Origin of the sequence: Micromonospora sp. DH14 (assembly GCF_029809455.1) — a bacterium.
GTDB classification, from domain to species: Bacteria; Actinomycetota; Actinomycetes; order Mycobacteriales; family Micromonosporaceae; genus Micromonospora; species Micromonospora parva.
The window spans coordinates 151736-178150 of record NZ_JARVKT010000004.1 but is presented as its reverse complement, the minus strand read 5'-3'; the positions used below and the strand labels follow the sequence as shown (position 1 = coordinate 178150).

The 26415-nt window shown below is 70.4% G+C and carries 27 protein-coding genes; 11 read left to right on the top strand and 16 right to left on the bottom strand.

The genetic code is table 11. The annotated features are described in order from the left end of the window. Positions 1-4: 4 nt before the first annotated feature. The 7 genes from QCZ28_RS08275 to acpS form a co-directional block, all read right to left on the bottom strand. Entirely contained in the window at positions 5-295 is a 291-nt protein-coding gene (locus tag QCZ28_RS08275; RefSeq protein ID WP_279516015.1) for a ferredoxin family protein, read from the bottom strand. 34 nt (positions 296-329) lie between these two features. Next, positions 330-1424: an aminotransferase class IV gene (locus tag QCZ28_RS08270; protein ID WP_279516014.1), complete on the bottom strand. Its 1095-nt coding sequence runs from the start codon at positions 1422-1424 to the stop codon at positions 330-332. Between the two features lie 2 nt (positions 1425-1426). Next, positions 1427-2644 carry an ATP-grasp domain-containing protein gene (locus tag QCZ28_RS08265; RefSeq protein ID WP_279516013.1) on the bottom strand — a complete coding sequence of 406 codons (1218 nt, stop codon included), beginning with the start codon at positions 2642-2644 and terminating at the stop codon, positions 1427-1429. Further along, positions 2638-3213: a hypothetical protein gene (locus QCZ28_RS08260; protein WP_279516012.1), complete on the bottom strand. Its 576-nt coding sequence runs from the start codon at positions 3211-3213 to the stop codon at positions 2638-2640. The genes QCZ28_RS08265 and QCZ28_RS08260 overlap by 7 nt, the downstream gene beginning before the upstream one ends. Before the next feature lie 12 nt (positions 3214-3225). After that, the gene (locus QCZ28_RS08255) at positions 3226-4344 is read right to left on the bottom strand and encodes a branched-chain amino acid aminotransferase (RefSeq protein ID WP_279516011.1); all 1119 of its coding nucleotides are present in this window, start codon (positions 4342-4344) and stop codon (positions 3226-3228) included. After that, positions 4337-5542 carry a DUF6421 family protein gene (locus tag QCZ28_RS08250; protein WP_279516010.1) on the bottom strand — a complete coding sequence of 402 codons (1206 nt, stop codon included), beginning with the start codon at positions 5540-5542 and terminating at the stop codon, positions 4337-4339. The genes QCZ28_RS08255 and QCZ28_RS08250 overlap by 8 nt, the downstream gene beginning before the upstream one ends. Before the next feature lie 348 nt (positions 5543-5890). Then, positions 5891-6337 (bottom strand): holo-ACP synthase, encoded by a 447-nt coding sequence (acpS, locus tag QCZ28_RS08245; protein ID WP_279516009.1) that lies wholly within the window; start codon positions 6335-6337, stop codon positions 5891-5893. A gap of 152 nt (positions 6338-6489) precedes the next feature. Here acpS and QCZ28_RS08240 point away from each other — a divergent pair, with 152 nt between their 5' ends. Then, positions 6490-7575, top strand: coding sequence for a branched-chain amino acid aminotransferase (locus QCZ28_RS08240; protein ID WP_279516008.1), 1086 nt, complete (start codon positions 6490-6492; stop codon positions 7573-7575). A 66-nt stretch (positions 7576-7641) separates the two neighbouring features. On the opposite strand, the gene QCZ28_RS08235 is transcribed toward QCZ28_RS08240, so the two are convergent. Beyond that, the gene (locus tag QCZ28_RS08235; RefSeq protein ID WP_279516007.1) at positions 7642-8871 is read right to left on the bottom strand and encodes a helix-turn-helix domain-containing protein; all 1230 of its coding nucleotides are present in this window, start codon (positions 8869-8871) and stop codon (positions 7642-7644) included. A gap of 254 nt (positions 8872-9125) precedes the next feature. Between QCZ28_RS08235 and QCZ28_RS08230 the strand changes: the two genes are divergently transcribed. The 5 genes from QCZ28_RS08230 to QCZ28_RS08210 all read left to right on the top strand — a co-directional run bounded on the left by QCZ28_RS08230 (position 9126) and on the right by QCZ28_RS08210 (position 15470). Then, a complete protein-coding gene (locus tag QCZ28_RS08230) occupies positions 9126-10043 on the top strand; it encodes a dihydrodipicolinate synthase family protein (RefSeq protein ID WP_279516006.1) in 918 nt (305 codons plus the stop codon). Positions 10044-10221: 178 nt separating this feature from the next. Continuing rightward, positions 10222-12267, top strand: coding sequence for a M6 family metalloprotease domain-containing protein (locus QCZ28_RS08225; protein WP_279516005.1), 2046 nt, complete (start codon positions 10222-10224; stop codon positions 12265-12267). An 85-nt stretch (positions 12268-12352) separates the two neighbouring features. Next, entirely contained in the window at positions 12353-12787 is a 435-nt protein-coding gene (locus QCZ28_RS08220; RefSeq protein ID WP_156057442.1) for a hypothetical protein, read from the top strand. Then, positions 12784-13368 carry a redoxin domain-containing protein gene (locus QCZ28_RS08215; protein WP_279516004.1) on the top strand — a complete coding sequence of 195 codons (585 nt, stop codon included), beginning with the start codon at positions 12784-12786 and terminating at the stop codon, positions 13366-13368. Before QCZ28_RS08220 ends, QCZ28_RS08215 begins: the two co-directional genes overlap by 4 nt. Positions 13369-13574: 206 nt before the next feature. Beyond that, on the top strand, positions 13575-15470 hold the full coding sequence (locus QCZ28_RS08210; protein WP_279516003.1) for a CocE/NonD family hydrolase: 1896 nt from the start codon (positions 13575-13577) through the stop codon (positions 15468-15470). Positions 15471-15559: 89 nt separating this feature from the next. On the opposite strand, the gene QCZ28_RS08205 is transcribed toward QCZ28_RS08210, so the two are convergent. The 3 genes from QCZ28_RS08205 to QCZ28_RS08195 form a co-directional block, all read right to left on the bottom strand. After that, positions 15560-16489, bottom strand: coding sequence for an LLM class flavin-dependent oxidoreductase (locus tag QCZ28_RS08205; RefSeq protein ID WP_279516002.1), 930 nt, complete (start codon positions 16487-16489; stop codon positions 15560-15562). Beyond that, a complete protein-coding gene (locus tag QCZ28_RS08200; RefSeq protein ID WP_279516001.1) occupies positions 16486-18348 on the bottom strand; it encodes an LLM class flavin-dependent oxidoreductase in 1863 nt (620 codons plus the stop codon). The genes QCZ28_RS08205 and QCZ28_RS08200 overlap by 4 nt, the downstream gene beginning before the upstream one ends. Before the next feature lie 156 nt (positions 18349-18504). Then, positions 18505-18807, bottom strand: a complete 303-nt coding sequence (locus tag QCZ28_RS08195; RefSeq protein ID WP_279516000.1) for a hypothetical protein — start codon at positions 18805-18807, stop codon at positions 18505-18507. Positions 18808-18826: 19 nt separating this feature from the next. Between QCZ28_RS08195 and QCZ28_RS08190 the strand changes: the two genes are divergently transcribed. Then, a complete protein-coding gene (locus QCZ28_RS08190; RefSeq protein WP_279515999.1) occupies positions 18827-19309 on the top strand; it encodes an NAD(P)H-dependent oxidoreductase in 483 nt (160 codons plus the stop codon). Between the two features lie 37 nt (positions 19310-19346). On the opposite strand, the gene arsB is transcribed toward QCZ28_RS08190, so the two are convergent. From arsB to QCZ28_RS08170, 4 genes are all read right to left on the bottom strand, one after another. Continuing rightward, the gene (gene arsB / locus QCZ28_RS08185; protein ID WP_279515998.1) at positions 19347-20441 is read right to left on the bottom strand and encodes an ACR3 family arsenite efflux transporter; all 1095 of its coding nucleotides are present in this window, start codon (positions 20439-20441) and stop codon (positions 19347-19349) included. 155 nt (positions 20442-20596) lie between these two features. Beyond that, positions 20597-21004, bottom strand: coding sequence for an arsenate reductase ArsC (locus tag QCZ28_RS08180; RefSeq protein WP_279515997.1), 408 nt, complete (start codon positions 21002-21004; stop codon positions 20597-20599). A 123-nt stretch (positions 21005-21127) separates the two neighbouring features. Then, positions 21128-21829: a helix-turn-helix domain-containing protein gene (locus tag QCZ28_RS08175; RefSeq protein ID WP_279515996.1), complete on the bottom strand. Its 702-nt coding sequence runs from the start codon at positions 21827-21829 to the stop codon at positions 21128-21130. 100 nt (positions 21830-21929) lie between these two features. Beyond that, positions 21930-22259 (bottom strand): metalloregulator ArsR/SmtB family transcription factor, encoded by a 330-nt coding sequence (locus QCZ28_RS08170; RefSeq protein ID WP_279515995.1) that lies wholly within the window; start codon positions 22257-22259, stop codon positions 21930-21932. 62 nt (positions 22260-22321) lie between these two features. Between QCZ28_RS08170 and QCZ28_RS08165 the strand changes: the two genes are divergently transcribed. After that, positions 22322-23434 (top strand): NAD(P)/FAD-dependent oxidoreductase, encoded by a 1113-nt coding sequence (locus tag QCZ28_RS08165; protein ID WP_279515994.1) that lies wholly within the window; start codon positions 22322-22324, stop codon positions 23432-23434. Here QCZ28_RS08165 and QCZ28_RS08160 read toward each other — a convergent pair. After that, the gene (locus QCZ28_RS08160; RefSeq protein ID WP_279515993.1) at positions 23403-23783 is read right to left on the bottom strand and encodes a metalloregulator ArsR/SmtB family transcription factor; all 381 of its coding nucleotides are present in this window, start codon (positions 23781-23783) and stop codon (positions 23403-23405) included. The genes QCZ28_RS08165 and QCZ28_RS08160 overlap by 32 nt on opposite strands. A 285-nt stretch (positions 23784-24068) precedes the next feature. On the opposite strand from QCZ28_RS08160, the gene QCZ28_RS08155 reads away from it, so the two are divergent. From QCZ28_RS08155 to QCZ28_RS08145, 3 genes are all read left to right on the top strand, one after another. Continuing rightward, positions 24069-24395, top strand: a complete 327-nt coding sequence (locus tag QCZ28_RS08155; RefSeq protein WP_279515992.1) for a metalloregulator ArsR/SmtB family transcription factor — start codon at positions 24069-24071, stop codon at positions 24393-24395. Then, positions 24395-24892 carry a GNAT family N-acetyltransferase gene (locus tag QCZ28_RS08150; protein ID WP_279515991.1) on the top strand — a complete coding sequence of 166 codons (498 nt, stop codon included), beginning with the start codon at positions 24395-24397 and terminating at the stop codon, positions 24890-24892. The genes QCZ28_RS08155 and QCZ28_RS08150 overlap by 1 nt, the downstream gene beginning before the upstream one ends. Before the next feature lie 76 nt (positions 24893-24968). Continuing rightward, positions 24969-26378, top strand: coding sequence for an FAD-dependent oxidoreductase (locus tag QCZ28_RS08145; protein ID WP_279515990.1), 1410 nt, complete (start codon positions 24969-24971; stop codon positions 26376-26378). The last annotated feature ends 37 nt before the right edge of the window (positions 26379-26415 follow it).

Sequence of the window (26415 nt, the reverse complement as noted above, 5' to 3'; positions counted from 1 at the left end):
TCCCTTATGAGGCGGACTTCTTGCTGACGGAATTGGCGTCGCTCTGGTAGATCACCGGGTACTGCTGGCTCATCTCACCGTTGATCAGGATCCACTCGAACTTGTCCTCGGGCAGCTCGACATCGGCCCAGATGGCTTCCGGCGGACATTCGGCAACGCAGGCGTTGCAGTCGATGCACTCCTCCGGATCGATGTAGAGCATCTCCGGGCCTTCGTGGAAGCAGTTGACCGGGCAGACGTCCACGCAGTCGGTGTACTTGCACCCGATGCACGCATCGGTGACGACGTAGGCCATGATCTAGATCTCCTGACGGATTGCGCTGCCGTGGTCAGGCGTGGACGGTCGACACTTCGGTGAGCCGGCGCATCCAGCCGAACCGGTCGATCACCTCGCCGCGGTGCAGGCCCCCGAGCACCTCCCGGAGGTGCGACGCCACGGCGACACTGCCGGGCAGTCGGTATTCCTCCCCGCGATAGCCGAGGCCGTTGATGGACACGACGCCCTCGACCGTCCCGGTGCCGAAGCACTCGGTGATCCGGCCGTCGCTGATGCCCTGCAACACCTCCGCCAACGGAACCGGCCGTTCGTCGACAACGGTCCCGGCGTCACGGGACAGCTTGATGATCGAGTCGCGGATGATCCCCGGCCGTACGGTGCCGTCCAGCGACGGCGTGGTCAGGACGCCGTCGATGACGAAGAACGCGTTCATCGCGCCGATCTGCTGGACAGTGCGCTCCGGATCGCCGCCCACCCACAGCACGTGGTGGTAGTCGTAGTTGGCGGCGATCTCCCGCGGGACCAGCCCCGGCCCGTAGTTGCCGACGGCGTTGATGTCGCCCGTGCCGCCCGGCCACGCCCGCACGTAGTCGTTCACCACCATCGCCCGCACCGGCACGTCGCTGGGAGCCGGCCGGGTCAGCGGGCTCGCCACGATCGTGAACAGGCACTCCTCGGCCGGGGCGACCTCGAGCGACGAGCCGTTGCCGGCCAGGACGGAGTGCAGCAGCAGCGCCGACCCGGGCTGCGCCGGGATCCACGCCTCGTCCAGGTCCACGAGCCGGCGGATCGCGAGCCAGACGCGGTCGAAGTCGAGTTGCGGGAGCGCCATCCGCCGGGCCCCGTTGTTGAGCCGCTTGATGTGGCTGTCCGGGCGGTACACCGACACGGACCCGTCGGTCATCCGGTAGGCCGCGAGGTCGTCGAACACCGCCTGCCCGTGGTTCAGGGCCGAGGACGTGGGCCGTACGGACGGCAGCGCGTCCCGGTCGGCGATGACCATGCCCTGCCAGGACCGCCGCCTGCTCCACCGCATCGAGTACGCGTGATCGGTCAGAACGCCGCCCGGGCGCGTCGGCGCGTCGGCCGCCGGCTTCGAACGGGGTGCGGTCGTCGCCTCGACGATCAGATCGTTGTCCTTGCTCACGATCAGCTGCCTTCCTTGTCGGATATATCGACCCGCACGTCGCGGAGCACGGCGCCGACCAGGTACTCGACCCGGCCGGGATCGCCGACGAAATAGACCTGCGCGACCCGGTTGTGGAAGATGTCGTCGGGATCGAGCGCGGCGCCGCGCTCGGCCTCGAAGACGATCCGGTCGAACTCGTCGACATCGAGAAACGGCTCGATGCCGGACACACTGCCGGCGAAGGCGCCCGGCCGATCGGTGGTGACGAAGGCGACCCCGGCGCTCGCCGACGAGACCGGCTCGTCCGGGTAACGGCCGCCGCGAGCCGCCTCAGCCGTCGCCAGGTAGAGATCCACCCCGGGACCCGCCATGATCAGTTCGGGGATGCAGTCGCCGGCCAACCGGGCGCCCACCTCGATCAGCACCGGACGGCCGTCCGCGGCGATGCGGGTCTCGATGTGGAACGGCCCGACGGTGATGTCGAAGGCGGCGACCACCTGCGCGGCGAACTCGTGCAGCAGCTGTCCGTGCGGCGAGCTCCGCGGCGGCGTGGCGACGTGGCCCATCTCGAAGAACTGCGGCAGCGCGCTGACGAGTTTCGTGGTGATGCTGACGAGATGCAGCCCGGCCGCGTCCACCCAGCCCTCCAGGGAGAACTCGGGGCCCTCGACGTACTCCTCGACCAGGGCGACCCGCCGCGGATCGTGGTGGAACTTGACCTCGCCGTACCGGTGGATTTTTGCGCAGGCGCGCTGGTATTCGTCCGCGTCCCGGACGAGGCGCACCATCAGGCTGCCGCCCCAGTCGGCCGGCTTGACGACCGCCGGGAACGCGAAGGGGAATTCGCCCACGTCGTCGGCCGAGATCGTGATCGATGCCGGGACGGCGATGCCGTGCTTGACGCAGCGCTCCCGCATCACGTCCTTCTGCCGGACGGCCTCGGCCGTGTCCTGGCTCAGCGCCGGCAGCCCGAGGGCGCGGGCCAGCTCGGCCGCCGGGCCGACGGTGTACTCGAAGCCCGCGATCACGCCGGTCGGCGTCACCCCCAGCCGGTCGACGAGCGCCAGCAGAGCGGGGACGCCGTGGTCCGGATGCCAGTCGACGACGCGCGCGCCGGAGTGGACCTCCGCCGGCAGCAGGTCGGGAAACTGCGTCGGGATCAGGCACGGGACACCGGCCGCCACCAGCCGGCTCGCCAGCTGGATCCCGGCCGAGAGCGGCTGGACGACTATCAACACGCGGCGCCGGCCTTCCCCACGTGCAGGGTGAACACCATCGGCACCGGACCGAAGTTCTCCAACGTCCGCAGCCCCTGGGCCTGGGCCGCGCGGTCGGTGGTCACGCAGGCGTCGTAGTCGCCCGCGGCGCAGGCGGCGGCGGCCACCGAGTTGCTGCTCGCGTACGAGATGGTGCCCCGATTCGTCACCAGGCAGCTGGGGGCGGGATGGGTGACGATGGTGGTGACGGACTGCTGGCCCGGCCGCGCGGCGAGCACCATGTCGTACGTGTCCAGGATGAAGCTGTCGGCCATCGTGAGCCGATGCAGGTTGCCGAACACCAGGTCGTGCAGGCGCGGATAGACGGCACAGGCGAGAATCGCCTCGCTGCCGTCGAACGTCATGACGTCGAGCCCATCCTCGACCTCGGCGTGCAGGACCACCCGGCCCGGGCGCTGTCGGTCGGCGAACCAGCGGTGCGCGGCCTTCTCCAGGTTGGTGCCGGTCGGCCCGAGCGTGTGGATGGTGGTGACGTGCGGCAGTTCGGTTGAGCTGGAACCCGCTGTGGAACGGCCGTTGGCGTCAGGCATCCGCCATCTCCCTTACTGTCGGTCGGTCGAGCTGTGAACGGATGCAAGGTCTTTGCGTACGCTCCGCAGCCATCCGTGGGTGTCCGGGCGGCTGCCGTGCTGGATCTCCATGAGCGTGTGCCGCACCCGGGCGGTCACCACGCCTTCCTGCCCGTCCCCGATCGTCACGTCGTCGTCTCCGTCGGCGATCCGGCCCACCGCCACGACCACGGCGGCCGTCCCGCACGCGAACATCTCGACGAGTCGCCCGGACCGGGCGCCGGTCATGAGGGCGTCGATCGGGGTCGGCTCCTCGGTGACCGGAATGCCGAGCTCACCGGCGAGGGTGATGACGCAGTCGCGGGTCACGCCCCGCATGATCGTCCCCTGGCACGGCGGGGTGGTCAGCCGCACGCCGTGCCGCTCGTCGTCGTCGCGCCAGACGAAGAAGACGTTCATGCCGCTGAGCTCTTCGACCCAGCGGAACTCGAGGCCGTCGAGCCACAACACCTCGTCGTAGCCGCGCGCCTGGGCCCGCTTGCGGGTCAGCAGGCTGGCGGCGTAGTTGCCGGAACACTTCGCCTCGCCCATCCCGCCGCGCACCGCGCGTACCGTGTCTGCCGAGGTCAGCACGGAGATCGGGGTGAAGGCCCGGCCGAAGCAGGGGTCGGCCGGGTACGCCAGGAAGGTGCACCGGTAGCGCCGCGAGTCGCGCAGCCCCAACTCGGCTTCGGTCGCGATCATCAACGGGCGCAGGTAGAGGCCCTGGCCCGGCTCCTCGGGAAGCCAGCCGTCGTCAGCGGCGACGAGCTGAGCGCAGGCGTCCAGGAACAGGTCGGCCGGCATCTCGGCCATCGCCAGCCGACGCGCCGACCGGGCCAGCCTGCGGGCATGGTCGGCGGGGCGGAACAGCGCGGCGGAGCCGTCGGGCTGGCGGAACGCCTTCAGGCCCTCGAAGACGCTCTGTCCATAGTGCAGCACGAGGGTGCCGGGATCCATCGTCATCGGGGCGTACGGCGCAACGGAGAGGTCGGACCAGCCGCGCTCGGCCGACCAGTCGACGGCCGCGGTGTTGTCGGTGTGGAACCGGCAGAACCCGGGATCGCGAAGGGCAACGGCACGGTCGGTGATGGTCAGGATCCCGTCAGACATGGACCTCACTGCCCCAGAGGCTCAGGGATGCCCGGGGGCCGCCGTACCTGTCCGCCTTGCTCTCCGGCTCCAGTAGCAATCTCTCGTACAGGAAATCGGTGACCTTCTCGCGATAGGACTCGTCGTCGGTGACCGCCTCGAATTCCTCGATCGTCCGGACGAGTTCCTTGGCCGACGCGACGATTTCCGCCTTGCCGGCCAGACTGCGCCGGCCGTCGTCGCCGATGGTGAACAGGCCGTGCTCGGCAAGCCAGGTGCCGAGGGCGAAACCGGTCCCGGAGTCGAAGTTGCGCAACGGGCGTGGCTCGGCCGGGTAGCGGAAGAGCCGTTCCAGGATGATGTACTCGAAAATGATGTCGCCGTAGGGCACCGACTCCTCGTGGCAGGCGATCGCCGACTTCAGGTCGACCTTGAGCTCCTCGGCGAGACCGGGACGCCATTTCGTCTTCAACGCCAGGTGCTGATCCAGTGGACGGGGCCCGGTGTGGTGGTAGTAGTCGTGCAGGTAGCCCCAGACGCAGCGCGCCTGATAGACGTCCTCCGGGTCGACGTCGGCGGACGCCAGCACCTTCGCGTCGGCGAACGGGGAGCCGACGCCGCAGAGCCGCGCCACGATTTCCAGCGTCCGGGCGTAGATGGCGGTGTGCCGGTTGAAGAAGAACCAGGCGAACGACTGATCCACCGTGGGAGTGGCCGTCGGAATGTTCTCCGGGAAGAAGACGACGCAGTTTCCGTCGCGCAATCCTGGGGAGGCGGAAAGGAGTCGGGTCGACTGGAAAACCGCTTTGTCGTGCGGATAGCGCGACTGAAGTTCGGTGGTGCAGTCCGGGTCCTGGCGGACGACGGTGAACGCCTCGAGGAAGGCGCCGCGGGAGCCGTCGCCGTTGGGTAGGGTGACCGGTCCGACGAAGGCGGCGGCTTCTCCGTCCTCCGGCGCGGGAACGGTGTCACGGGTCGCGTCGAAGGCCGGCTTCTCCAGGAAGCCGGAGTCTGACCAGGCACGCAAGTCGTGGACCGTGGCCTCGATCTGGCGCGTCGGCATCAGCGGAGCGAGTTGCTCGATGTCACGGCAGAGCTGGTCGAGGTGCGCGAGGGCCTGATCGCCGTCGCCACGGATCTGGGCCGCGCGGACCAGGCCGGCGGCCGGCACTATGCGACGCTCGAATTCCAGGAGCTGAGAGAGCGTGCGTGGTTCCACAATATCCCCTCGGCAGCAGCATCGACGCCGTTACGGCGTCCCACCCGTGATGCACCTCGAAGTATGCACGACTGTTGCCCATCCCCCGAGGAACCGCTTGATCGAAATCCTCTGGGGCTGATCCGGGTCCGTCAAACGACTCTCGGTATCTGGGATATAGACAGGAATGACTAACAGTATTGCCGATCTTGACTGCCCCTTGTTTTGCCCGATTGCGAGGTAAATATCGGCTGATGGCCAGCGTTGAACCTCCACACCGAATAGCTAAAGTCAACAATGTGGCATCGACGGTCAATCAAATGGTATGAGCCGTATGTCCAACTTGGACGAATAGTAATAGGAAGCCGTTCAGGTCGGTTGGCCCACGCCCGCGACGAAGGCGTGCGCCAGATGTCGGCTGTGCGTCAGGGTGATCAGCCAGGAATGGACGCCGGCCGCCTCGGCGAGCGCCGCCGCGCGTCCGGCCAGGGCCAGTTCCGGCTGCCCGGAGGGCCGGCGCACCACCTCGATCTCGCGCAGCGCCGCCCCGCTCAGGCCGGTGCCGAGAGCCTTCAACACCGCCTCCTTGGCGGCGAAACGGACGGCGAAGCGTTCCGCCGGGTCGCGTTCGAGCAGGCAGTACGCGCGCTCACCCGCAGTGAAGTGCCGCTGCGCGAAGCGCGGCTGCCGGGCCAGTAGCGTTCGGATGTCGTCGACGTCGACGAGGTCCGTGCCGGCACACACGACCACCCGGCCCACCACCTGGCGGGCGGCGCTGTCGGCGGCCGCGACGATCCGCTCGTCACCCCGGCTCACCGGCGCACCGTCCCTCCCGCGTCGCCGCAGTCTGCCTATGACCGGCGACAATACGGTCGGTATTCTGCACCTGTCATCCGACAAACTTCCCCTGCGTGTTCGTTCTCGATGACTGAGCGCCCAGGGATGCGGCCATTGAGAGGACCCGGCCCATGAGCCTGCCGTTCCCGTTGCAGCAGAATCCGCACCCGGCCAGCGCGCAGCGGCGAGCCGAGATCATGGCGAATCCGGGGTTCGGCACCTACTTCACCGACCACATGGCACGGGCGGTGTGGAGGCCGGACGGCGGCTGGCAGGATTCCGAGATCATCCCTTTTGGCCCGATCCTCATGCACCCGGCCGCGGCGGTGCTGCACTACGCGCAGGAGATCTTCGAGGGGATGAAGGCGTACCGGCACGCCGACGGCTCGATCTGGTCGTTCCGGCCACAGGCCAACGGCGAGCGCTTCGCCCGGTCCGCCCGACGGCTGGCACTGCCCGAACTGCCGGTGCCGGACTTCATGGCCTCGGTCGAGGGACTGGTCCGGGCCGACCAGGTGTGGGTGCCGGACGAGGACGAGTACAGCGTCTACCTGCGACCGTTCATGTTCGCGTCCGAGCCGTTCCTGGGGGTCCGCCCGGCGAAGGAGATCACCTACATGGTGATCGCCTGCCCGGTCGGCGCGTACTTCTCCGGTGGTGTCAAGCCGGTCTCCATCTGGCTCTCCACCGAATACACCCGGGCGGCGCGCGGCGGCACGGGTGAGGCGAAGTGCGGCGGCAACTACGCCTCCAGCCTGGCGCCGATGGTCGAGGCCGCCGAGCACGGCTGTGAGCAGGTCTGTTTCCTGGACGCCGCCGAGGGCCGCTACGTGGAGGAGCTGGGCGGCATGAACCTCTACTTCATCACCGCCGACGGCAAGATCATCACCCCGGAGCTCGGCACCATCCTCGAGGGCGTCACCCGGGGGTCGATCCTCATCCTCGCCAAGGACCTGGGCCTGGAGGTCGAGGAGCGCCCGGTGGAGATCCGGGAATGGCAGGAGGGCGTGGCGTCCGGCGCGATCACCGAGGTCTTCGCGTGTGGCACCGGCGCCGTGGTCACGCCGGTCGGGCGTCTGGTCTGGGACGGCGGCGAGGTGACGGCTCCGAAGGCCGGCGCCGAGGACTCGGTGACCATGCGGCTGCGCCGGCATCTGCTCGACATCCAGTACGGCCGGGCCGCCGACCCGTACGGCTGGATGACCCGCCTGGTGTGACGAGGACCGCCCGCCCGCCCGCCCGGTCGCGTCGCTGTTCGCGGGCCGCGCCACGGGCGGGCGGCGTCACGGTGTGCGGTAGTGGCCGGTGAGCCGACCGAGCTTCATGGCCAGGTGCAGGCACAGGCGTTCGTTGCCGTCCTTGAGGTCGGTCCCGGCGAGCTGTTCCACCCGCTGCAGCCGGTAGTACAGCGTGGTCCGGTGCAGTCGCAGTCTCTCGGCGGTCGCGTGCGCGTTGCCCGCCAGGTCGAGGTAGGCCTCAAGGGTCTCCAGCAGCACCTGGTGGGCGTCGTCGCGCAGCAGCCGCTCCAGCCCGGGATGGACACCAGCGACGTCCAGATGCTGGCTGTCCAGCTGGGACAACACCCGGTAGATGCCCAGGCCGGCCCAGGAGATCACCCGGCCGAGCGCGGGCAGTTGGGTGCCGACCCGGGCCGCCTGGGCGGCCTCCTGGTAGGACGCGACGGCGCTGGACAGCTCGGCGCGGGGCTGGCCGATCCCGGTCACGGTCCGGTCCACCGACGCCAGACCCCGGGTCGCGGTGCTCAGCGCCGCGTCCAGGTGCGCGGCGGAGGCCTCCGGCGTGGGGCGGCCGGCGATCCGGTCGCCGCAGACCAGCAGCACCCCGTGGTCGTGCCAGACGAGGTGCAGCGTCTCCCGTACGCCGATCCACCGGCGGGTGGTGACCAGGGCCTGCTCCAGGGCGATCCGGGCCACCTCGTCGGGTTGCCGCCCACCGGTCGGCACGAGCTGCGCGACGAGCGCGACGGTCGACCCGTCGGCGGCCACCACGCCCTCGTCCAGCAGTGCCCGCGCCGCGTGCTCCCGCGCCTGCCGGCCCTCCACCAGGAGGGTGCGGGTGGCCTCGGTCTCCCGCTGTGAGGCGAGCTCACCGAGCAGGTTCTCCCGGTAGAGGGCCAGGGACAGATCGGCGAAGGCGCCAGCCGCGGTGGCGATGTCCGCATCGGTCATCGAACCGTCGGCGTCGATGAACCAGACGAACCCGAGCAGCAGGTCGTCGTGCCGGATCGGCACGCAGACCCGCGCCAGCAGGTCCAACTCGGCGCACGCCGGGGTGCGGATCGGTGCGCGCGCCGTGAGCACGCCCTTTCCCCGGAACCAGGCGATCACCTCCGGCGTCGTCTGCCGACGCAGGATCGACATCCGGCGGACGTCGTCCATCGGGCCGTCGTGCTCGCTGTAGGCGACCACCCGTTGCCGCCGGTCCTCGATGAGGGCGGGTCGCCCCACCCGGGCGGCGACGGCGTCGACGATTCGCTGGAGCTCACCGTGCATGTATCTCCCATGGTTGCGCTGCGTGACAGGGATCGCGCGACCGTCAGTCCTTACCCTCCGGTGCGGATGGGCCATTGCGCAAGGTCCACTGTCGAAGTCGCGACATAAGGACGGACGGCACCGCGACTGTTCCGGCATCTGTCCGAAGACCGGGGATGACAGACGTTCCTAAGGTTCCGGTACGGACCGCACCGGTGCCCCGCGCACGATGCGGTCACGATGACGGGCGTTGCCGGCGGGGAGGGGATATCCGAGTGGGAACTGGTAGGCCCTGGCGGGGCGTGCTGGTCGCCATCACCACACCGTTCCGCGCCGACCTGTCGGTCGACTTCGACCAGCTCCAGGAACACGTCCGCTGGCTCGCCGCCGAGGGATGTCACGGGGTCGCGCCGTGCGCGTCGATGGGGGAGTACCGGGCACTCTCCGACGACGAGCGGGCCGCCGTGGTGAAGGCGACGGTGCAGGCCGCGCCACCCGGCTGCGCGGTGGTGCCCGGCGTCGGCGGTTACGGCAGCAGGCAGGCCCGCCACTGGGCGGAGCAGGCCGCCGCGGTCGGCGCCGACGGCGTGCTGGCACGGCCGCCCGACGGGCCCGCCGCCCGGCCCGCCGACGTGGTCGCCCACTACCGGGAGGTGGCGGCGGTCGGCCTGCCGGTGGTCGCCCACAACGACCCGTACGACACCCGGCTGGACCTCACGCCGGACCTGTTGGCCACCGTCGCCGAGATCGACGGGATCGTCGCGGTCAAGGAGGTCACCGGCGACGTACGCAGGTTGCACCGGCTGCGGGACCTCTGCCCGCACGTGGACGTGCTGGTCGGTGCCGACGACGTGGTGCTCGAACTGGTGTTGTGCGGCGCCACCGGATGGGTCGCCACCCTGCCCAACGCGCTGCCCCGCCAGGCCGTGCGCCTGTACGAGCTGTGCGCCGCCCGCGACCTGGCCCGGGCGCTGCCGCTCTACGCCGAGCTGCACCCGATCCTCGGCTGGGCCTCCCGGCCGGAAGCCGTACAGGCGGTCAAGCTGGCCATGGAGTGCGCCGGGCGGTTCGGCGGACGGTGCCGCCCCCCGCGCGGACCCCTGTCCGGCACCGCCGTGGACGGGGTGCGCCGCGACGTGCTGCGGGCCCTCACGGCGACGGCCGGTCCGGCGTTCGGGGCCGGCAGTGGCTGAGCCATCGGGCGCGCCGGTCCTTCAGGTGTCGGAAGTCGCCGGCCCACCTGCCGACATCTGCACGGTGACCGGCACCGGCCCGCCCTCCTAGATTCGCTGCGCGGCCTGCTGACAGGTGTCGCGCGGTACCCCCACCGGGACGCCAGCGCCGCGTTTTCCTCCGACGAGAGGTGGTTCCGTGCACCGTGCTACCCCCCATCGAACCCGGCTGAGGCGGTCCGTACTGGCCGCAGCCGTGGTGACCACCCTGGTGGCGACCGGGGCGGCGCAGGCCGCCGCGGCCCCGGCCAACCCGGCCGGCGGCACCGCGCCGTTCCAGGTCCTGGACCCGCAGGCCTGGCAGAACCCGGACACGATGACCTGGAACGACTACAAGGCTGTGCCGGGCAAGAACTGGGCCGACCCGAGCGTGTCGGGCTCGGTCCGCAACTTCAAGATCGCCCTGGTGGCGCTCGACTATCCGGATGAGACGTTCGCGGTGTCCCAGCGGGCCCGCTCGACGGTGTTCGGCAACCCGCAGTCCGTCGCGACGAACATTCCCCGGGTGGACGTGCCGAAGTTCTACCAGGACTTCCTGAACACCCCGAACACCCTGAACAAGGGCCACACCCTGCACGAGTACTGGATGCAGGACTCCAACGGCCGTTACGGCGTCGACCTCACCGGGTTCGGGCCGTACCAGATGCCGGCCAAGTCCTACCAGTACGGGCTGGACAACGGGTTCAACCCGGGTGCCTGCCCGAGCGGGGACGTGTGCGGCAAGAACATCCGCACCGACGGCCTGGGCGCCTGGCGGGCGGCCGTCGGCGAGGAGGTCGCCAACCAGTACGAGTTGGTGTTCATCCTCAGCGCCGGCCAGGACGAGTCGTCGACCTGGCAGGAGTTCGGGCAGATGATCTTCCAGAACAAGGAGGACGTGCCGGACGCCTGGGGTCCGCCGGACCCCAACCTGCCGAACTGGGCGAAGACCCGCTACGTGGACTGGACCTCGTGGAAGGCGGCGGCGACGCTGTGGCCGAACGCCGGCGGCGGCTCCTCGACGCAGGGCGAGAGTTCCGGCATGGGCGTCTACGCCCACGAGTTGTCCCACCTGCTCGGCATCGGTGACAACTACAACAACCCGTACGGCGAGCCGCTGCGCCGGGCGTACACCGGGATCTGGAGCATGATGTCGCGCGGGTCGTTCAACGGCCCGGGCGGTCCGCACACCCGTTGGCAGATCCCGCCGACAAACGGTGGCTCGATGGGCTCGCTGCACACCCTGCGGGACAAGATCAAGATCGGGCTGGTCGGCGAGGAGCACGTGCTGCGGTTGTCGCGGGAGTCGCTGGCCTCCTCGGGCCTGGTGGTCGCGCAGGTCACGGCCCGGGCGGTCGACGCCGGCCCGAAGGGTCTGAGTGGCGTGAACATCGCGCTCAACAAGGACCTGTCGCCGACCTGTGCGGTCAGCACCGACCCGCTCTGCGACGGCGGCAACTTCAACAACTACACGGTCGAGGTCGTCGACCGGATGGGCGCGGACTCCTTCACCCCGGACAGCGGCGTGCTGCTGAGCAAGACGAAGAACGCCGACAGCGCCCCGTTCCAGTGGGTGGTGGACGCCAACCCGCAGGACATCGACATGATCGACTTCTACCGGCCCGACGGCACCCCACAGAAGATCACCATGGGTGACTACCGGCAGCTCTCCGACGCGCTGTTCCACGCCGGCGCGGACACCGGCAGCCAGTACGAGTACGTCGACGAGGCCAACCGGCTGCACTTCTACATCATCGATCTCAAGCGGGACGCGGCCGGCTCGCTGTTCTACACCGTGGCGGTGCGTTCCCTGGACGGCACCGGCGGGCCGAGCAGTCACGGCGTGAACCTGGGCAAGGGCGAGGTGACCAGCGGCGGCAAGCCCACCAACCGCGGCGTGACCTGCTCGTTCGAGCTGACCAACACCGGTACCTACTCGGCCGGCGGGCAGCAGCACCCGGAGAACGTCAGCGCGTACCTGAAGTCGGACGTCTACCGCCTGTCGGCGGAGGTGGCCGGCAAGGGTTGGCGGACCTGGCTGCCCAACCGGCTTGCCACCGCGCAGTTCGGCAAGGCCACCACGGTCACGGTGTCGGTGGGTGCCACCGCCGCCGCTGCGGAGACCGGCTTCGTGAAGCTCACCGCGACCTCGGAGAGCGACCCGACGAAGACGGTGACCAAGCAGTGCCGGGTCGAGAAGTCCTGACCGACGTCCGAGGCTGACCCCGGCCCTGCCGGGTCCGCGGCGATAGGCCGCCGCGGACCCGGCAGGCGGGCCGAAGGAGGATGACGTGCGGCGAAGCATCATGACTCTGCTGCCCCTGCTGCTGGCCGGCGCGACCGGCTGCGGCGCCGTCGGCGCCACCCAGGAGGCGGTCTCCCCGACGACCGTCCGGGTCCTGGTCCGCGACATCAACATCCGGGCCGCGGGTGTGGACTGCGCCGGCACCGGCCCGTACACGCACTTCCACAACCGGGCGCCGTACCGCGTACTCGACCCGGACGGGGCGGCGGTGGCCAGCGGTCAGCTGCCGGCGGGAACCGCGGTGGCCGCCTTCGCCGAGGACCTGGGGGTCGAGCGCATGCCCACCTACTGCGAGTTCGCCGTTGCGGTGCGCGTGCCGCAGCGGGCCTCCTACCGGCTGGAGGTGGACGGCCGGCCGGCGCTCGACCTGACGTCGGACAGCAGCGAGGGTCCGGCGCTGGTGGCGGTGGTCCCGTCATGAGGCGGGCACTCCTGCCGCTGCTGCTGACGGTGGCGCTGCTGGGCGGATGCAGCGCGCCCACACCCGAGTCCGGGCCCCCGCCGGCGCCCGCCGGTGGTGCGGCGGCGCTGCCCGGGCCGGTCCCCGCCGACCTGGCGTTGCGCCCGGCGCCCGGCACCGCCCCGGCCGCCCCGGCGTTCACCGGCGCGCTGACCGACGGCACACCGTTCGCCGCCGCCGAACTGTGGGCGCAGCGCCCCGTCGTCTTCACCTTCTTCAACTCCTGGTGCACCACCTGCGCCAGTCGCCAGGCCGCCCTGAGTGAACTGGCCCGCAGCTATCGGGACCGGGTGGTCTTCGTCGGGGTGGCCGGCGCGGACCAGGCCGACGAGGTCCAGGACTACCTGCGCGCCCACCAGGTGGAGTATCCGGTCGTCCTGGACGACCAGCAGACGATCTGGCGTTCGTACGCGGTGCGGGAGCCGCCGGCCGTCGTGCTGGTGGCCAAGGGTGGCGCACTGCTGCGCGGCTGGCCGGGTGGCCTGGACGCCCCGACCCTCGACCGGCGGCTGCGGGAGCTGGTGCTGGCCGGCCAGCCGTAGCCCCGTCACCCAGACACCCCGGCGCGACGCCGGCCCGGCACCGGTCGGCGTCGCACCGGGGTCTTGCCGTGCCCGCCGCACGGCTGCCCGCCGGGCGACTGACGCACCCCGTCGAAGCACACCCGACGAACTTCCTACACGTGCAGGTGGTGGCACCGGCCGCCGGCTCGTAGCGTACGCAGCCTCGGACACATCAAGGAGAATGCATGGCTACAGTGGGAACGCGGTGGCGCAGAGGCGTGGCCGTACTGTCCGCGACAGTGCTCGCCGCCCTCGGCGCGGCACCGCAGGCGCTGGCGGCGGACGGCCCGCCGTCGATCGTCGTCCAGGACGGCGTCACCCAGCCGGTGTTCGGCTACGCCGACGCCATTCGGGAACGCCTCTTCATCGACTCCACCTTCGACAGCGACAACGACGGTCTGCGCGACATCATCGCGTTCGACCTGATGCGGCCGGCGGCCACCGCGCAGGGGCTCAAGGCCCCGGTCGTGATGGACGCCAGCCCCTACTACTCGACTGTCTGCCGGGGCAACGAGTCCGAGTGCAAGGCGGACCTCGACGGTGACGGGCTGCTGGACAAGTGGCCGCTGTTCTACGACAACTACTTCGTGCCGCGCGGCTACGCGGTCATCCTGCTGGACATGGTCGGCACCAACAACTCCACCGGCTGCCCGACCACCAACGCCAACCAGGACAACCTGAGCGCCAAGCAGGCCATCAACTGGCTCAACGGCCGGGCCACCGCCCGCAACGCCGCCGGTGAGATCGTCAAGGCGGACTGGCACAACGGCAAGACGGGGATGATCGGCAAGTCGTACGACGGCTCGCTGGCCATGGCGACGGCGGTGACCGGCGTGAAGGGCCTGACCACCGTCGTGCCGATCAGCGGACCGACCGAGTACTACGACTACGTGCGCAGCAACGGCGTGGTCACCCGCGGCAACAGCTACGTGTCGTCGCTGGCCAACACGGTCACCAACCCCGAGCGTCGGGACTACTGCAAGCCGGTACGCGACGCGATAGGCGCCGCCGACGGCGACGAGCACGGCGACTACACGTCCTTCTGGAACGAGCGCAGCTACGTCAAGAAGGTCCCCAACGTCACCGCCAGCGTGCTGCTCTACCACGGCCTCAACGACGACAACGTCCGCCCGGACCACTTCAGCAAGTTCTGGTACGCCCTGGCGGAGAACAACGTGCCGCGCAAGCTGTGGCTGTCGCAGGAGGGCCACGTCGACCCGTTCGACTCGCGCCGCGCGGTGTGGGTGTCGACGCTGCACCGGTGGTTCGACTTCTGGCTGCAGGGCGTCGCCAACGGCATCATGGACGAGCCGAGGGTGGACCTGGAGCGCTCCGCCGACGTGTGGGAGACCCACGCCGACTGGCCGATCCCCGGCAAGGCCGACACCGAGGTGTTCCTGCAGCCCGGCACCACCGGCGCGGGCGGACTCGGGCTGGTGCCCACCGCGAAGCCGGCGACCGGTGCGTTCCAGGACAGCCGCACGCAGAGCCAGAACACCATGATCCTCAACCCGGACGTGGTGCAGCCCAACCGGCTGGCGTTCCTCTCCGCGCCGCTGACCGCGCCGCTGCACATCTCCGGCACGCCCACCGTGCAACTGCGGGCCTCCGCCGACCAGACCGACACCAACCTCGGGGCCATCCTGGTCGACTACGGCACCGACGAGCGGGTCGCGCACCGGGCCTCCGGCGAGGGGATCATCACCCTGGACACGTCGGACTGCTGGGGCGAGAGCAGCCCGACCGACGACGGCTGCTACAAGCAGACGGCGAAGCGGGTGGCCACCGCCGACTACGAGCTGGTCACCAAGGGCATCATGGACGCCCAGAACCGGCAGTCGATCCGCGTCGCGGTGCCGCTGGTGCCGGGGGAGTCGTACAACTTCAGCTTCCCGCTGCTGCCGGAGGACTACGTCTTCAAGCCCGGCCACCGGATCGGCGTGATCATCGTGGCCAGCTACCCGCAGTACTCCAGCCAGGCGGACACCACCGCCGCGAACCTGAAGGTCGCGTTGAAGAGCAGCAACATCGTCCTGCCCGTGGTCGGTGGCACCGCCGCCGCACACGCCGCCGGCCTCTGACCGGCTGATCGCCGGGCCGCCCCGCGTGGCTCACCACCGGGGCGGCCCGGCGATCACCTCTCCGGGCTGCCCACCCCACCTCGCGGCTCCTACGCTCTGGGCGGCCGGGCGACTGCGCCGGCCGTGCGTTCCCGCTCGACGGCCTCTCGTACGGCAGGTGCGATCTCGGCGCCGAAACGCTGGATGACGCTCGGGTCGTCCCCACCGATGATGAAGGCGCTGATGCCGCCCCGGAGCGCCAGGTCGACGATCTGGTCGACCCAGGCGGCGGGCGGGCCGTTGAGAAGCCCACGTGGGGCTGACGAGAGCTGGACCTTCATGAAGTTCATCAGCCGTCGTACGGCTGCCGGGTCGCGGCCGGCGTCGTGCGCCGCGCCGTCGATTCGCGCGTTGAGTTCGGGGATCGAGTCGGCGCCCCGGGGCAGGTACTCGATGCTGGGCAGCCAGCCGTCGGCGACCGCGCCGGTGAGCGCGAGCATCTTGGGCTTGTACGCCCCGACCCAGATCGGGATGTCGTGGGCGGGACGCGGTCCGCGTCGGGCGCCCTTGACCGAGTAGTACTGCCCGTCGTAGCTCACCTCGCCGGGGGCCGTGGTGTCCCAGATCTCGCGGATGATCTCGATCCCTTCGCGCAGCGCGGTGACGCCCTGGGCGGCGCCGAGCCGGCGTCCGCCCATGGCGGCGATGCCGTCCCAGAACGCACCGGCGCCGATGCCGAGTTCGAGGCGGCCGCCGCTGAGGATGTCGAGCGAGGCGGCGGCCCGGGCCAGGACGGCCGGTGGCCGTAGCGGCAGGCTGGTGACGTTGGCGTTGAGGTGGACGCGCTCGGTGCGGGCCGCGGCGAAGGCGAGCAGGGTCGACGTGTCCAGGTACGACGCCTGGTACGGGTGGTCCTGGAAGCTGACGAGGTCGAGGCCGGCCCGGTCCGCGGCGACCGCCAGGTCGACGACCTGTCGGGCCTGTTGTGCGGCGGGGGTGATGAAAGCGCCGAAGAGCAGGTCGTGTCCGTAGTCGGTCATGCCTGTGCCTCCTTCGTTGTCTGCGGGTCGATGGCGAAGTTGTCCCGGAAGAGGTTGTCCGGGTCGTAGCGGTGTTTGAGTGTTCGAAGGCGCTCCAACACCGGTGCCGGGAAGGCGTCGAGCAGCCGCTCCGGACTGCGGTCGGTCTCGAAGCTGAGGTAGAGGCCGTCGAAGTGCTGACGCAGTGGCTCCCATACGGCGTTGAGGCGCTGATTGTTCTGGCCCATCGCCGTCAGCTGGAATGCCGGCGTCCGATGGCTGAAGGACGCCTCGCCCGGTGCGACGTCGGCGATCGCGCCGCCCATGGCCCGCAGCTCGAAGAAGTAGACGCCCCCGGTGCGGAGCATCGCCGCGGCATCATGGGCGAACTCGGGGGTCAGTGTGGGCAGGAAGGCCGACCGCGAGTTCGGCTCGCCGAATCCCTGGTGGCCGTTCGGCCCGACGTCGGCGGCGTTGCCCATGACTCCCGAGTACGGCGTCATCACCACCTGCTGACCGGCGAGCGCCCCGAGTTCCAGGAACGGTGTCAGGCGCGCCACGACGGTGTCGGGATCCGGGTTGTCGACCACAGCGAAGAGTTGGATGGTCGACGTGCCCGCACGCGGCTGCCCGGTCACGAGGAAGACCGTGGTGTCCCGTGGTGCCGAACCGGCCAGCTCCGCGTAGCGGCGCAGCGACTGCTCGATGTCGGTGGAGAGCAGGACGAGTTGTGCCCAGCCGACCTCGCCCACCTCGTCGACCTCGAATTCGAACGAGGTGGCGATACCGAAGTTGGCGCCCGCTCCCCGTACGCCCCAGAACAGGTCCGGGTTGTGCTCTCTGCTCGCCCGCACCTGCCGTCCGTCGGCGAGTACGAGGTCGACCGACCGGAGGTGATCGATCGTCAGGCCGTGGTTGCGCGAGAGCAGGCCGATTCCGGCCGCGGTGGCGAGCCCACCGACGCCGACGCCGCCGTAGTCGCCCGAGCCGAGTGCCCACCCGTGCGGGGTCAGGGCTTCGGCGACCTGCTTCCAGGTCGCTCCGGGGCCGATGCGTACGAGCCGGCGGGCGGGGTCCACCACACTGATGGTGTTCATGGCGCCCACGTCGATCACCAGGCCGCCCCGGTTTGTCGATCGGCCGCTGATGCCGTGGCCGGCGCTGCGGATGCCGAGGGGCAGGTGCCGGTGTCGCCGGGCGAACTCGATCGCGTCCGACACCTCGGCCGGTGTCGAGGGCCGCAGTACGAGCCCGGGAGCACCGCCGCGCAGATAGGTGGAGGACAGGGAGCGGTACCGCGGATCGCCGGGTTCGACAGCGGTGTCGGCGAGTGACGCTGGTACGCCGTCGTAGTCGATGTCGGGCTTGCGCTGGGCGCGCACCGCCGCCGAGCGTCGGCGTACGCCGCTGCGGTGGTCGCCTCCGGCGGTGAGCGCTGCGAGGCGTTCGACGTCCTCGCGCGAATCCACCGGGACCACGACGGGCAGATCGGCCTCGGCGAGGCTGGCCAGCTCCTCCGGCTTCGCACCCCGTGGCGCGACGACCCAGCCTGAGGGGTCGGAGATGATCCGCCCCTGCGCCAGCAGGTCGATGCTGTCCTGCGCCTTGGCGATCACGCTCGGGTACTGCGCTTGCGGGTCGGTCGGATCGGGAGCGGTGGTGGCGCCGGCGGGCGCCCCGATGGCGATCCGGCGCGTCGATCCCGCGAGCCAGACCGCCGCGGTCCAGGGGTCCAGGCCGGCTGATGTCCCGGTCGCCGCGTCGGCGACGACCACAAGGTCCAGGCCGCGTTCCTCGGCGAGGCGGGCCAGTTCGACTGTCTCCAGCGGCGCGCGGGCCAACCGTGACGCGTCGAGGACGATGCCGATCTCCATGATCATCTGATGTTCCCCATCCCGACTCGCGCGAGCAGTGCGGTCACTCGCGCTCTGAACCCAGTCGCGGCCGGTGTCTGGTGCCGGTCGTCGCTCAGTTGAATGCTCGGGCTGGGAGATAATATTCCACGCAGACGATCTGCTCGGCAATGCGTACGACGATCACCCGGGCGGCCCGGAAGGGGACGCCGTGACCTGGGGGTTCAGTTCCGCCCGGGCGGAACGGACGACGCGGTGCACCCCGCGCTTGACGACGTTCGACAGTCGGGACAGCGAGCAGCTGAGGTGGCTGGCGAGGTCACTGAGTCGCATGGTTCGCCCCGGCGCCATGGACAGGCCGCTGAGCACGAAGTAGTCGAACAGCGTGAGGTGGTTGTCCCGCAGGAGTTGGGCGTCGAGGGCGCTCGGCAGATTGAACATCAGTTTGGCCAGCGCAAGCCAGGCGTCGCGCTCGTGGTCGGTCAACCACCGAGGTTCGTCGGCCGTGTCCGCCGGTATGACGCCGGCCGAGGAACACACCGCCGAGCAGCGGGAGGCGGTCGCCCTCGCCGCGACGTTGGTGGACGAGTTGCGGGCCGCCGACGCGTTGCTGTTCGCCGTGCCGCTCTACAACTTCGGCGTCTCCCAGCATTTCAAGACGTACGTCGACGTGGTGCTCGCGGACCCGCGGGCGACCACGGAGCCGTTCCTGGCGGGTAAGCCCACAGTGCTCGCCACGGTGCGTGGTGGCGCGTACGGTGCCGGCACGCCTCGGGAGGGTTGGGACCACTCGACGCCGTACCTGCGCCGGATCATCGGTGACTGCTGGGGCGCCGACCTCACCGTCGTCGAACGCGAGTTCACCCTGGTCGGGGTCAACCCGGCACTCGACGCGTTCGTCGACCAGGCCGCCCAGATGCACGCCGGGGCCCTGCAGTCCGCCCGGGAGGCCGGTCGTGCCCTCGGCGCGCTGAGCGTCCCGAGCTGAGCCGTCTCTTCCCGAGAACCGGAAGCGCGTCAAGCGGTCACCCCGAAGCTGCCGGCTTCAGCTGGTTGATGTCGGGGTGACCGAACCGGCGACGGGCGGCCAGGCTGACGTAGACGAGGGCGACCAGCACCGGCACCTCGATCAACGGCCCGACGACCCCGGCGAGGGCCTGACCGCTGGTGACGCCGAACACGCCGATCGCCACGGCGATGGCGAGTTCGAAGTTGTTGCCGGCGGCGGTGAAGGCGAGCGTGGTGGTGCGTTCGTAGCTCAGGCCGATCGCCCGACCGATGGCGAACGAGCCGAACCACATGATCGCGAAGTACGCGAGCAGCGGCACCGCGATGCGGGCCACGTCCCAGGGCTGGGCGGTGATCGCGTCGCCCTGCAGGGCGAAGAGCAGCACGATGGTGAACAGCAGCCCGTACAGGGCGACCGGCCCGATCCGCGGCAGGAACCTTGCCTCGTACCAGTCGCGGCCCTTGGCGTGTTCGCCGAGTCTGCGGGTGAGGTAGCCGGCTGCCAGGGGGATGCCGAGGAACACCAGGACGCTGCCGGCGATGTCCCAGCCGGAGACGGAGAGCCCGGCCTGCTCCAAGCCGAGCCAACCGGGCAGCACGGTGAGGTAGAACCAGCCGAGCAGGCCGAAGGCGAGGACCTGGAAGACCGAGTTGAGGGCGACCAGGACGGCGGCGGCCTCGCGGTCGCCGCAGGCCAGGTCGTTCCAGATGATGACCATCGCGATGCAGCGGGCCAGGCCGACGATGATCAGGCCGGTGCGGTACGCGGGCTGGTCGGGTAGGAGCAGCCAGGCCAGGGCGAACATGACGGCGGGGCCGACGAGCCAGTTGATCACCAGGGACGAGATCAGCAGGCGTCGGTCGGAGGTCACGGTGTCGAGGCGGTCGTAGCGGACCTTCGCCAGGACCGGGTACATCATGATGAGCAGACCGAGGGCGATGGGTACGGAGATCCCGCCGACCTTGACGTGGTCGAGGGCCTCGTCGAGGCCGGGGATCAACCGGCCCAGGAGCAGGCCGGCGACCATGGCGGCGCCGATCCATACCGGCAGGAGCCGGTCCAGCGTCGAGAGTCGGGGTGCGGTGCTCGACGGGGTGGTCGGCGTCGTCATGTGCCTGGTTCCTCTTGGTCTCTGGGTGGGGGTGCGTCCGGGCCGCAGGGCCGTCTGCCGTCGACGCCGGTGGGCGCGTGGTCGGCGAGCGCGGCGATGCCACCAGAGCAGTGGGCAACCGCCCGGCTGCGACGGCCGGCGAGCGGGGGGCAGGGTCAGGCGGCGGTGTGCAGTTCGCCGAGGAGCTTCTCCACCCGGGTGCGGATCTCGTCGCGGATGGGGCGGACGGACTCGACGCCCTTGCCGGCGGGGTCTTCGAGTTTCCAGTCCTCGTAGCGCTTGCCGGGAAAGACCGGGCAGGTGTCCCCGCAGCCCATGGTCACGATGACGTCCGAAGATTCCGCAGTGGTGTACTCGAGCAGCTTTGGCGTCTGGTCGGTGATGTCGATGCCGACCTCACGCATGGCCTCGACGGCGGCGGGATTGACAGTTTCCGCGGGGACGGAGCCGGCGGAGCGGACCTCGACGGTGTCGCCGGCGAGGTGGCGCAACCAACCGGCGGCCATCTGGGAGCGGCCGGCGTTGTGCACGCAGACGAACAGGACGCTGGGCTTGTCGGGCATCAGGAGCCTTCCGTGCAATAGGGGTTGCGGAGCCGGCTGACCGGTGCCGGGGCAGGCGGCCTCATGCTCATGCGCGGTGGTTGGGCGCCGGACTGCGTTCGGCCGTCGCGCAGGAGGCTGGTGTCAGTCATGACGGTCTGGCGACCTCAGGGTGGAGGTCAGGATGGGGGCGACGCGGTCGATGCGGGTGGCGAGGTCGGCGAACGCGGCCTCGAACGCAGCATCGGTGTCGACGCGGACCGGGTCGGGTACCGACCAGTGCAGTCGGGGCCGGACCGGGCCGGTGAGTTCCTCGTGGGCGTTGTCGCAGACGGCGATGAGCAGGTCGTCGTCACGCACGATGTCCGCGACGTGCGCGGTGCCGGTCGCATCCAGATGCAGACCGTGGCGGTGGGCCACGGCGACGGCGCGCGGGTGCACCCGCTCTGCCGGCTGCGTTCCGGCCGATGTCGCAGAGGTTTGGGCGCGGTCCGACCAGAGGGCGGCGGCCATTTGCGAGCGGGCGGAGTTGTGGGTGCAGACGAAGACCACCCGACCCACCCCGGCCATCAGCGCTGGCGTCAACGAGGCCAGGGCCTCGGGCCGCAGCTGCAGGTAGGTGCGACGGCGGTCTCCCTCGGATCGGCGGCGGACGACGAGGCCGGCTTCGGTGAGGACCTTGACGTGGTGGGCGACCAGGTTCGTCGGCATGCGAAGGTCATCGGCGATTTCGCCAGGGGAGGCGTCGCCCAGGGTGAGCGTGTCGACGATCGCCAGGCGCGCCGGGTCGCCGAGCGCGGCATGGGTCCGGGCGCGCGCCTGCAGAGAGGCAAGCTCAGTAATCATTGACTCAACTATTGCTGAGCAACTGGTGTGCTGTCAAGCGGCGTCGAGGTCGATGGGCCGGATTCAGGTCTGATGTCCCGGCTCCGCCGGGGAGTCGCGGTCAGCAGCAGGTCATCAGGTACGACTGCAGCTCGGTCAGCGCCGCGACGGCGCCGTCGCGGTCGGCGCGGTAGTACACCGTCTTCCCCTCGCGCCGCGAGGTCACGATCCGCCCCCGACGTAGCAGGGTCAGCTGCTGCGACGCCGTCGCTTGGCTGATGCCCGTGCGCTCGGCGACTTCCCCGACGGACAGCTCGGCGCCCTGGGAGAACAGCATCATGATCCGCTGTCGCGTCGGGCTGCCCAGTGCCTTGAGGAACTCCTGGGTGTCCGGCCCGAGCCCGGTTGGTGCGGCGGCGGGCGCGACCGCTGTGGGCTGCGGCTGATCCATGGCCCCACCTTCTCGCATCATCATCATATTGTCATTCAACGAAACGACAATATGATGATGGAGTGACCACCTCCTCAGAACCAGTCGTCATCGTCGGCGGCGGCCAGTCCGGTCTCGCCGCCGCCCACGCCGCCCTCTCCGCTGGCCTGCGCCCCGTCGTCCTGGAGGCGGGCGTCGAGCCGGTCGGGTCCTGGCCCGGCTACTACGACAGCCTCACCCTGTTCTCGCCGGCCCGATACAGCTCGCTGCCGGGCATGGCCTTCGGCGGGGGAGACCCCGACCGCTATCCGACCTGCGACGACGTCGTCGCCTATCTGCGCCGCTATGCCGCCAGCATCGATGTCGAGATCCGCACCGGCACCCGGGTCACCGCTGTTCACCCGCGCCCAGGCGGTGGCTACCTCGTCCACACCGACAGTGGCGACGAGATCGGCGCTACGGGCGTGGTCGCCGCCAGCGGTTCCTTCGGCAATCCGTACCTGCCGGTGCTGCCCGGCCACGACACCTACGCCGGCGAGGTGCGGCACGTCGCGCACTACCGGCGGCCCGAGCCGTATGCCGGTAAGCGGGTCTTCGTCGTGGGCGCCGGGAACTCCGCCGTCCAGGTCGCCTACGAACTGGCGCCACACGCGCGGGTCACCCTGGCCACCCGGGCACCGATCCAGTTCATGCCGCAGCGCATCCGAGGCCGGGACCTGCACCACTGGCTCCACGTCACCCGCGCGGACCTCCTGCCCCGGTCGGTGCTCACCCGACTCGTCCGCCACGCCGCCGTGCTCGACACCGGCGTCTACCGCGACGCGATCGCCTCCGGCGTGCTCGCCCGCCGGGAGATGTTCACCGCCTTCACCGCCGACGGCGTCATCTGGGCGGACGGTACGCACGAGGCGGTCGACACGGTGCTCTTCGCGACCGGCTACCGCCCGAACCTGGACTACCTCGCCCCGCTCGGAGCCCTGGATGACAGCATGCCCCGCCACGTGTCAGGTGTCTCCACGACCCACCAGGGGCTGGTCTATCTCGGGTTGGAGTTCCAGCGATCGTTCTCGTCGAACACCCTGCGCGGCGTCGGGCGCGACGCGGCGCATGTCGTTGCCGCCTTGGCCGGTGGCGTGTCCGGCCGGTCGCTGCGCCGGCTGCCGCCTATGAGGCGGCGGTTGCCGGTTCGACGGTGAGCAGCGCCGCGAGTTGGCGCAGGACCGCCGGTCGCGCCCGGTAGTACACCCAGGTGCCGCGCCGTTCGGCGTCGACGAGGCCGGCCTCGCGCAGGGTCTTGAGGTGATGCGAGATGGTCGGACCGGTGAGGTTGAAGGCGGGGGTGAGGTCGCACACGCACGCCTCGCCGTTGTCGGCGGAGGCGATCATCGACATCAGCTGCAGCCGGACCGGGTCGCCGAGGGCCTTGAACGCCGGCGCGAGCAGCGCGGCGGTCTCGGCCGGCACACGGTGCTGCGCCAAGGGTTGGCAGCAGAACCCCTCGCTGGTCACGTCGGTGAGGGTGAGCGGCGCAGCTTGTTTCGACATTCCTCTAGGTTGACATCTCTCTAATCAACGTGCAACCGTTTGTTTCGACGGACGTCAAGACAGTGGGAAAGGGAGGGGATCATGTTCAGGCTTACGCGCCGACCGAGGGCATCCACGACCGGTGTCCGATTTTGCGACTCCTGCGCCGAGGTCAGCACGGTCGGGCAGCGCGCCCAGCGCCGCTTCGACGCGGCACGGGCCGCCCACGCAACCTTCGGTCGATGATCATCGCTAACGGTTATAGTCTTAATCGTCTATCGCCGATTAACGATGAAGGGGGGCGGGATGGCCGAGTTACTCGACCGGACGACGGCGCAGACGTACGCGTCGTGGTTCCGGGCACTGGCCGACCCGACCCGGGTGCAGATCGTCGAGTACCTCGCCCGGCAGGCTCAGGCGACGAGCGTGGGGGAGATCGTCACCGCGATCGGCCTGGCGCAGTCCACCGTCTCGCAGCACCTGAAGATCCTCACCGAGGTGCGGTTCGTCCTCGTCGAGCCGGTCGGCACCGCCCGTCACTACCGGATCAACGTCGCCTGCGTCGACTGCTTCCCCTCCGCCGCGGACGTGGTCATGGGTCGACCCGCCCCCAGCCCGAACGGAACCTGCTGATGACCGACATCACCGTGCGCGCCCTGCGGGACGAGGACGCCGAGCGGGTCCTGGCCATCTATCAGGCCGGGCTCGACGCCGGAAACGCCAGCTTCGAGATCACCGCACCGACCTGGTCGGCGTTCGACGCGGCGAAGCTGTCCGACCACCGCTTTGTCGCGGTGGACGCCGATGACAGGGTGCTCGGTTGGATCGCCGTCGCACCCACCTCGGCCCGCGACGTGTATGCCGGGGTGGTCGAGCACTCCGTCTACGTCGATCCCGCCGCGCAGGGCCGCGGCATCGCCCGGCTGCTGCTGGACCGGCTGATCATCTCCACCGAGGCCGCCGGTATCTGGACCATCCAGTCCGGAGTCTTCCCCGAGAACGCCGCCAGCCTCACCCTGCACGAGCGGGCCGGCTTCCGGGTCATCGGCGTACGCGAGCGGATCGGTCGTCACCACGGCCGCTGGCGCGACGTCGTCCTGCTCGAGCGGCGCAGCCCCGTCGTCACCTGACCAACCGCAGGCCCTCACCCGTGGGCCCCGTCCATCTTGTTGATTCGACAGCTGTCAAAGTAGAGGAGTCCTTCTGATGAGCACCCTGAACGAGCTGCCCGTCATGGTCGTCGGCGCCGGCCCGGTAGGCCTGGCCGCTGCGGCGCACCTGCACGAGCGGGGCATCGCCTTCACCGTCCTCGAAGCCGGCGACACCCCGGGCGCCGCCGTACGCCAGTGGGGGCACGTGCGCGTCTTCTCGCCGTGGCGCTACAACATCGACCCGGCCGCCCGCCGCCTCCTCGACGCGGCCGGTTGGGTCGCCCCCGATCTGGAGGCGCTGCCCACCGGAGCGGAGCTGGCCCGCGACTACCTCCAGCCCCTCGCCGAGCTGCCGCAGCTCAAGCCGCACCTGCGCTACGGCGCCCGGGTCGAGGCGATCAGCCGCCGGGGCCTGGACCGGCTGCGCACCGTCGGTCGTGACTCCACCCCGTTCCTGATCCGCCTCAGCGACGGCGAGGAGCTCCTCGCCCGCGCCGTCATCGACGCGTCCGGCACCTGGGGCACCCCGAACGTCCTGGGCGCGTCCGGCCTGCCCGCTCACGGCGAGACCACCGTCGCCCCGTTCCTGGAGCACGCGCTGCCCGATGTTCTCGGCGCGGCCCGGGACCGCTTCGCCGGCCGGCACACCCTCGTCGTGGGGGCCGGCCACTCCGCCGCGAACACCCTGCTGTCCCTGGCCGAACTGGCCGAGTCCACGCCCGGCACCGCGGTGACCTGGGCGATCCGGACCGCCTCACCGGCGCGTACCTACGGCGGCGGGGACGCCGACGCCCTCCCGGCGCGTGGCGCCCTGGGCTCCCGGCTGCGCGCGCACGTCGACGCCGGTCGGATCCGGTTGCTCACCGGCTTCTCCGTGCACGCCCTCACCCCGACAGATGGCCGGGTCACTGTGCTGGTGCGCCACGCCGACGGCGAAGAGGAGTCCGTCACCGTCGACCGGATCGTCGCCGCCACCGGCTTCCGCCCCGACCACTCGATCGCCGCCGAGCTGCGCCTGGACCTCGACCCGATCATGGGTGCCACCCGCGCCCTCGCGCCGCTGATCGACCCGAACGAGCACTCCTGCGGCACCGTTCCCCCGCACGGCGTGAACGAGCTCGCCCACCCGGAGACCGGCTACTACGCCGTCGGCATGAAGTCCTACGGCCGGGCCCCCACGTTCCTCATGGCCACCGGGTACGAGCAGGTCCGCTCCGTCGTCGCCGCCCTCGCCGGCGACTGGGACGCCGCCCACGCCGTCCAGCTCGACCTGCCCGAAACCGGCGTGTGCAGCAGCAACCCCGCCGACTCCGCCACCGGCGACAGCTGCTGCGGGCCGGCGTCCGCAGCCGAGCCGGCGGCACGCGGACTCGCCACCGGCATCTCCGGCGGGTTGCTGTCCACGTCGCTGAGCCTGGTCACCCTCGACGCCGCCCCCGCTCAGGCCGGCGGCTGCTGCGGCTGATCCCCACCACCACGACGGTGCCCGCCGACTCCAGAGC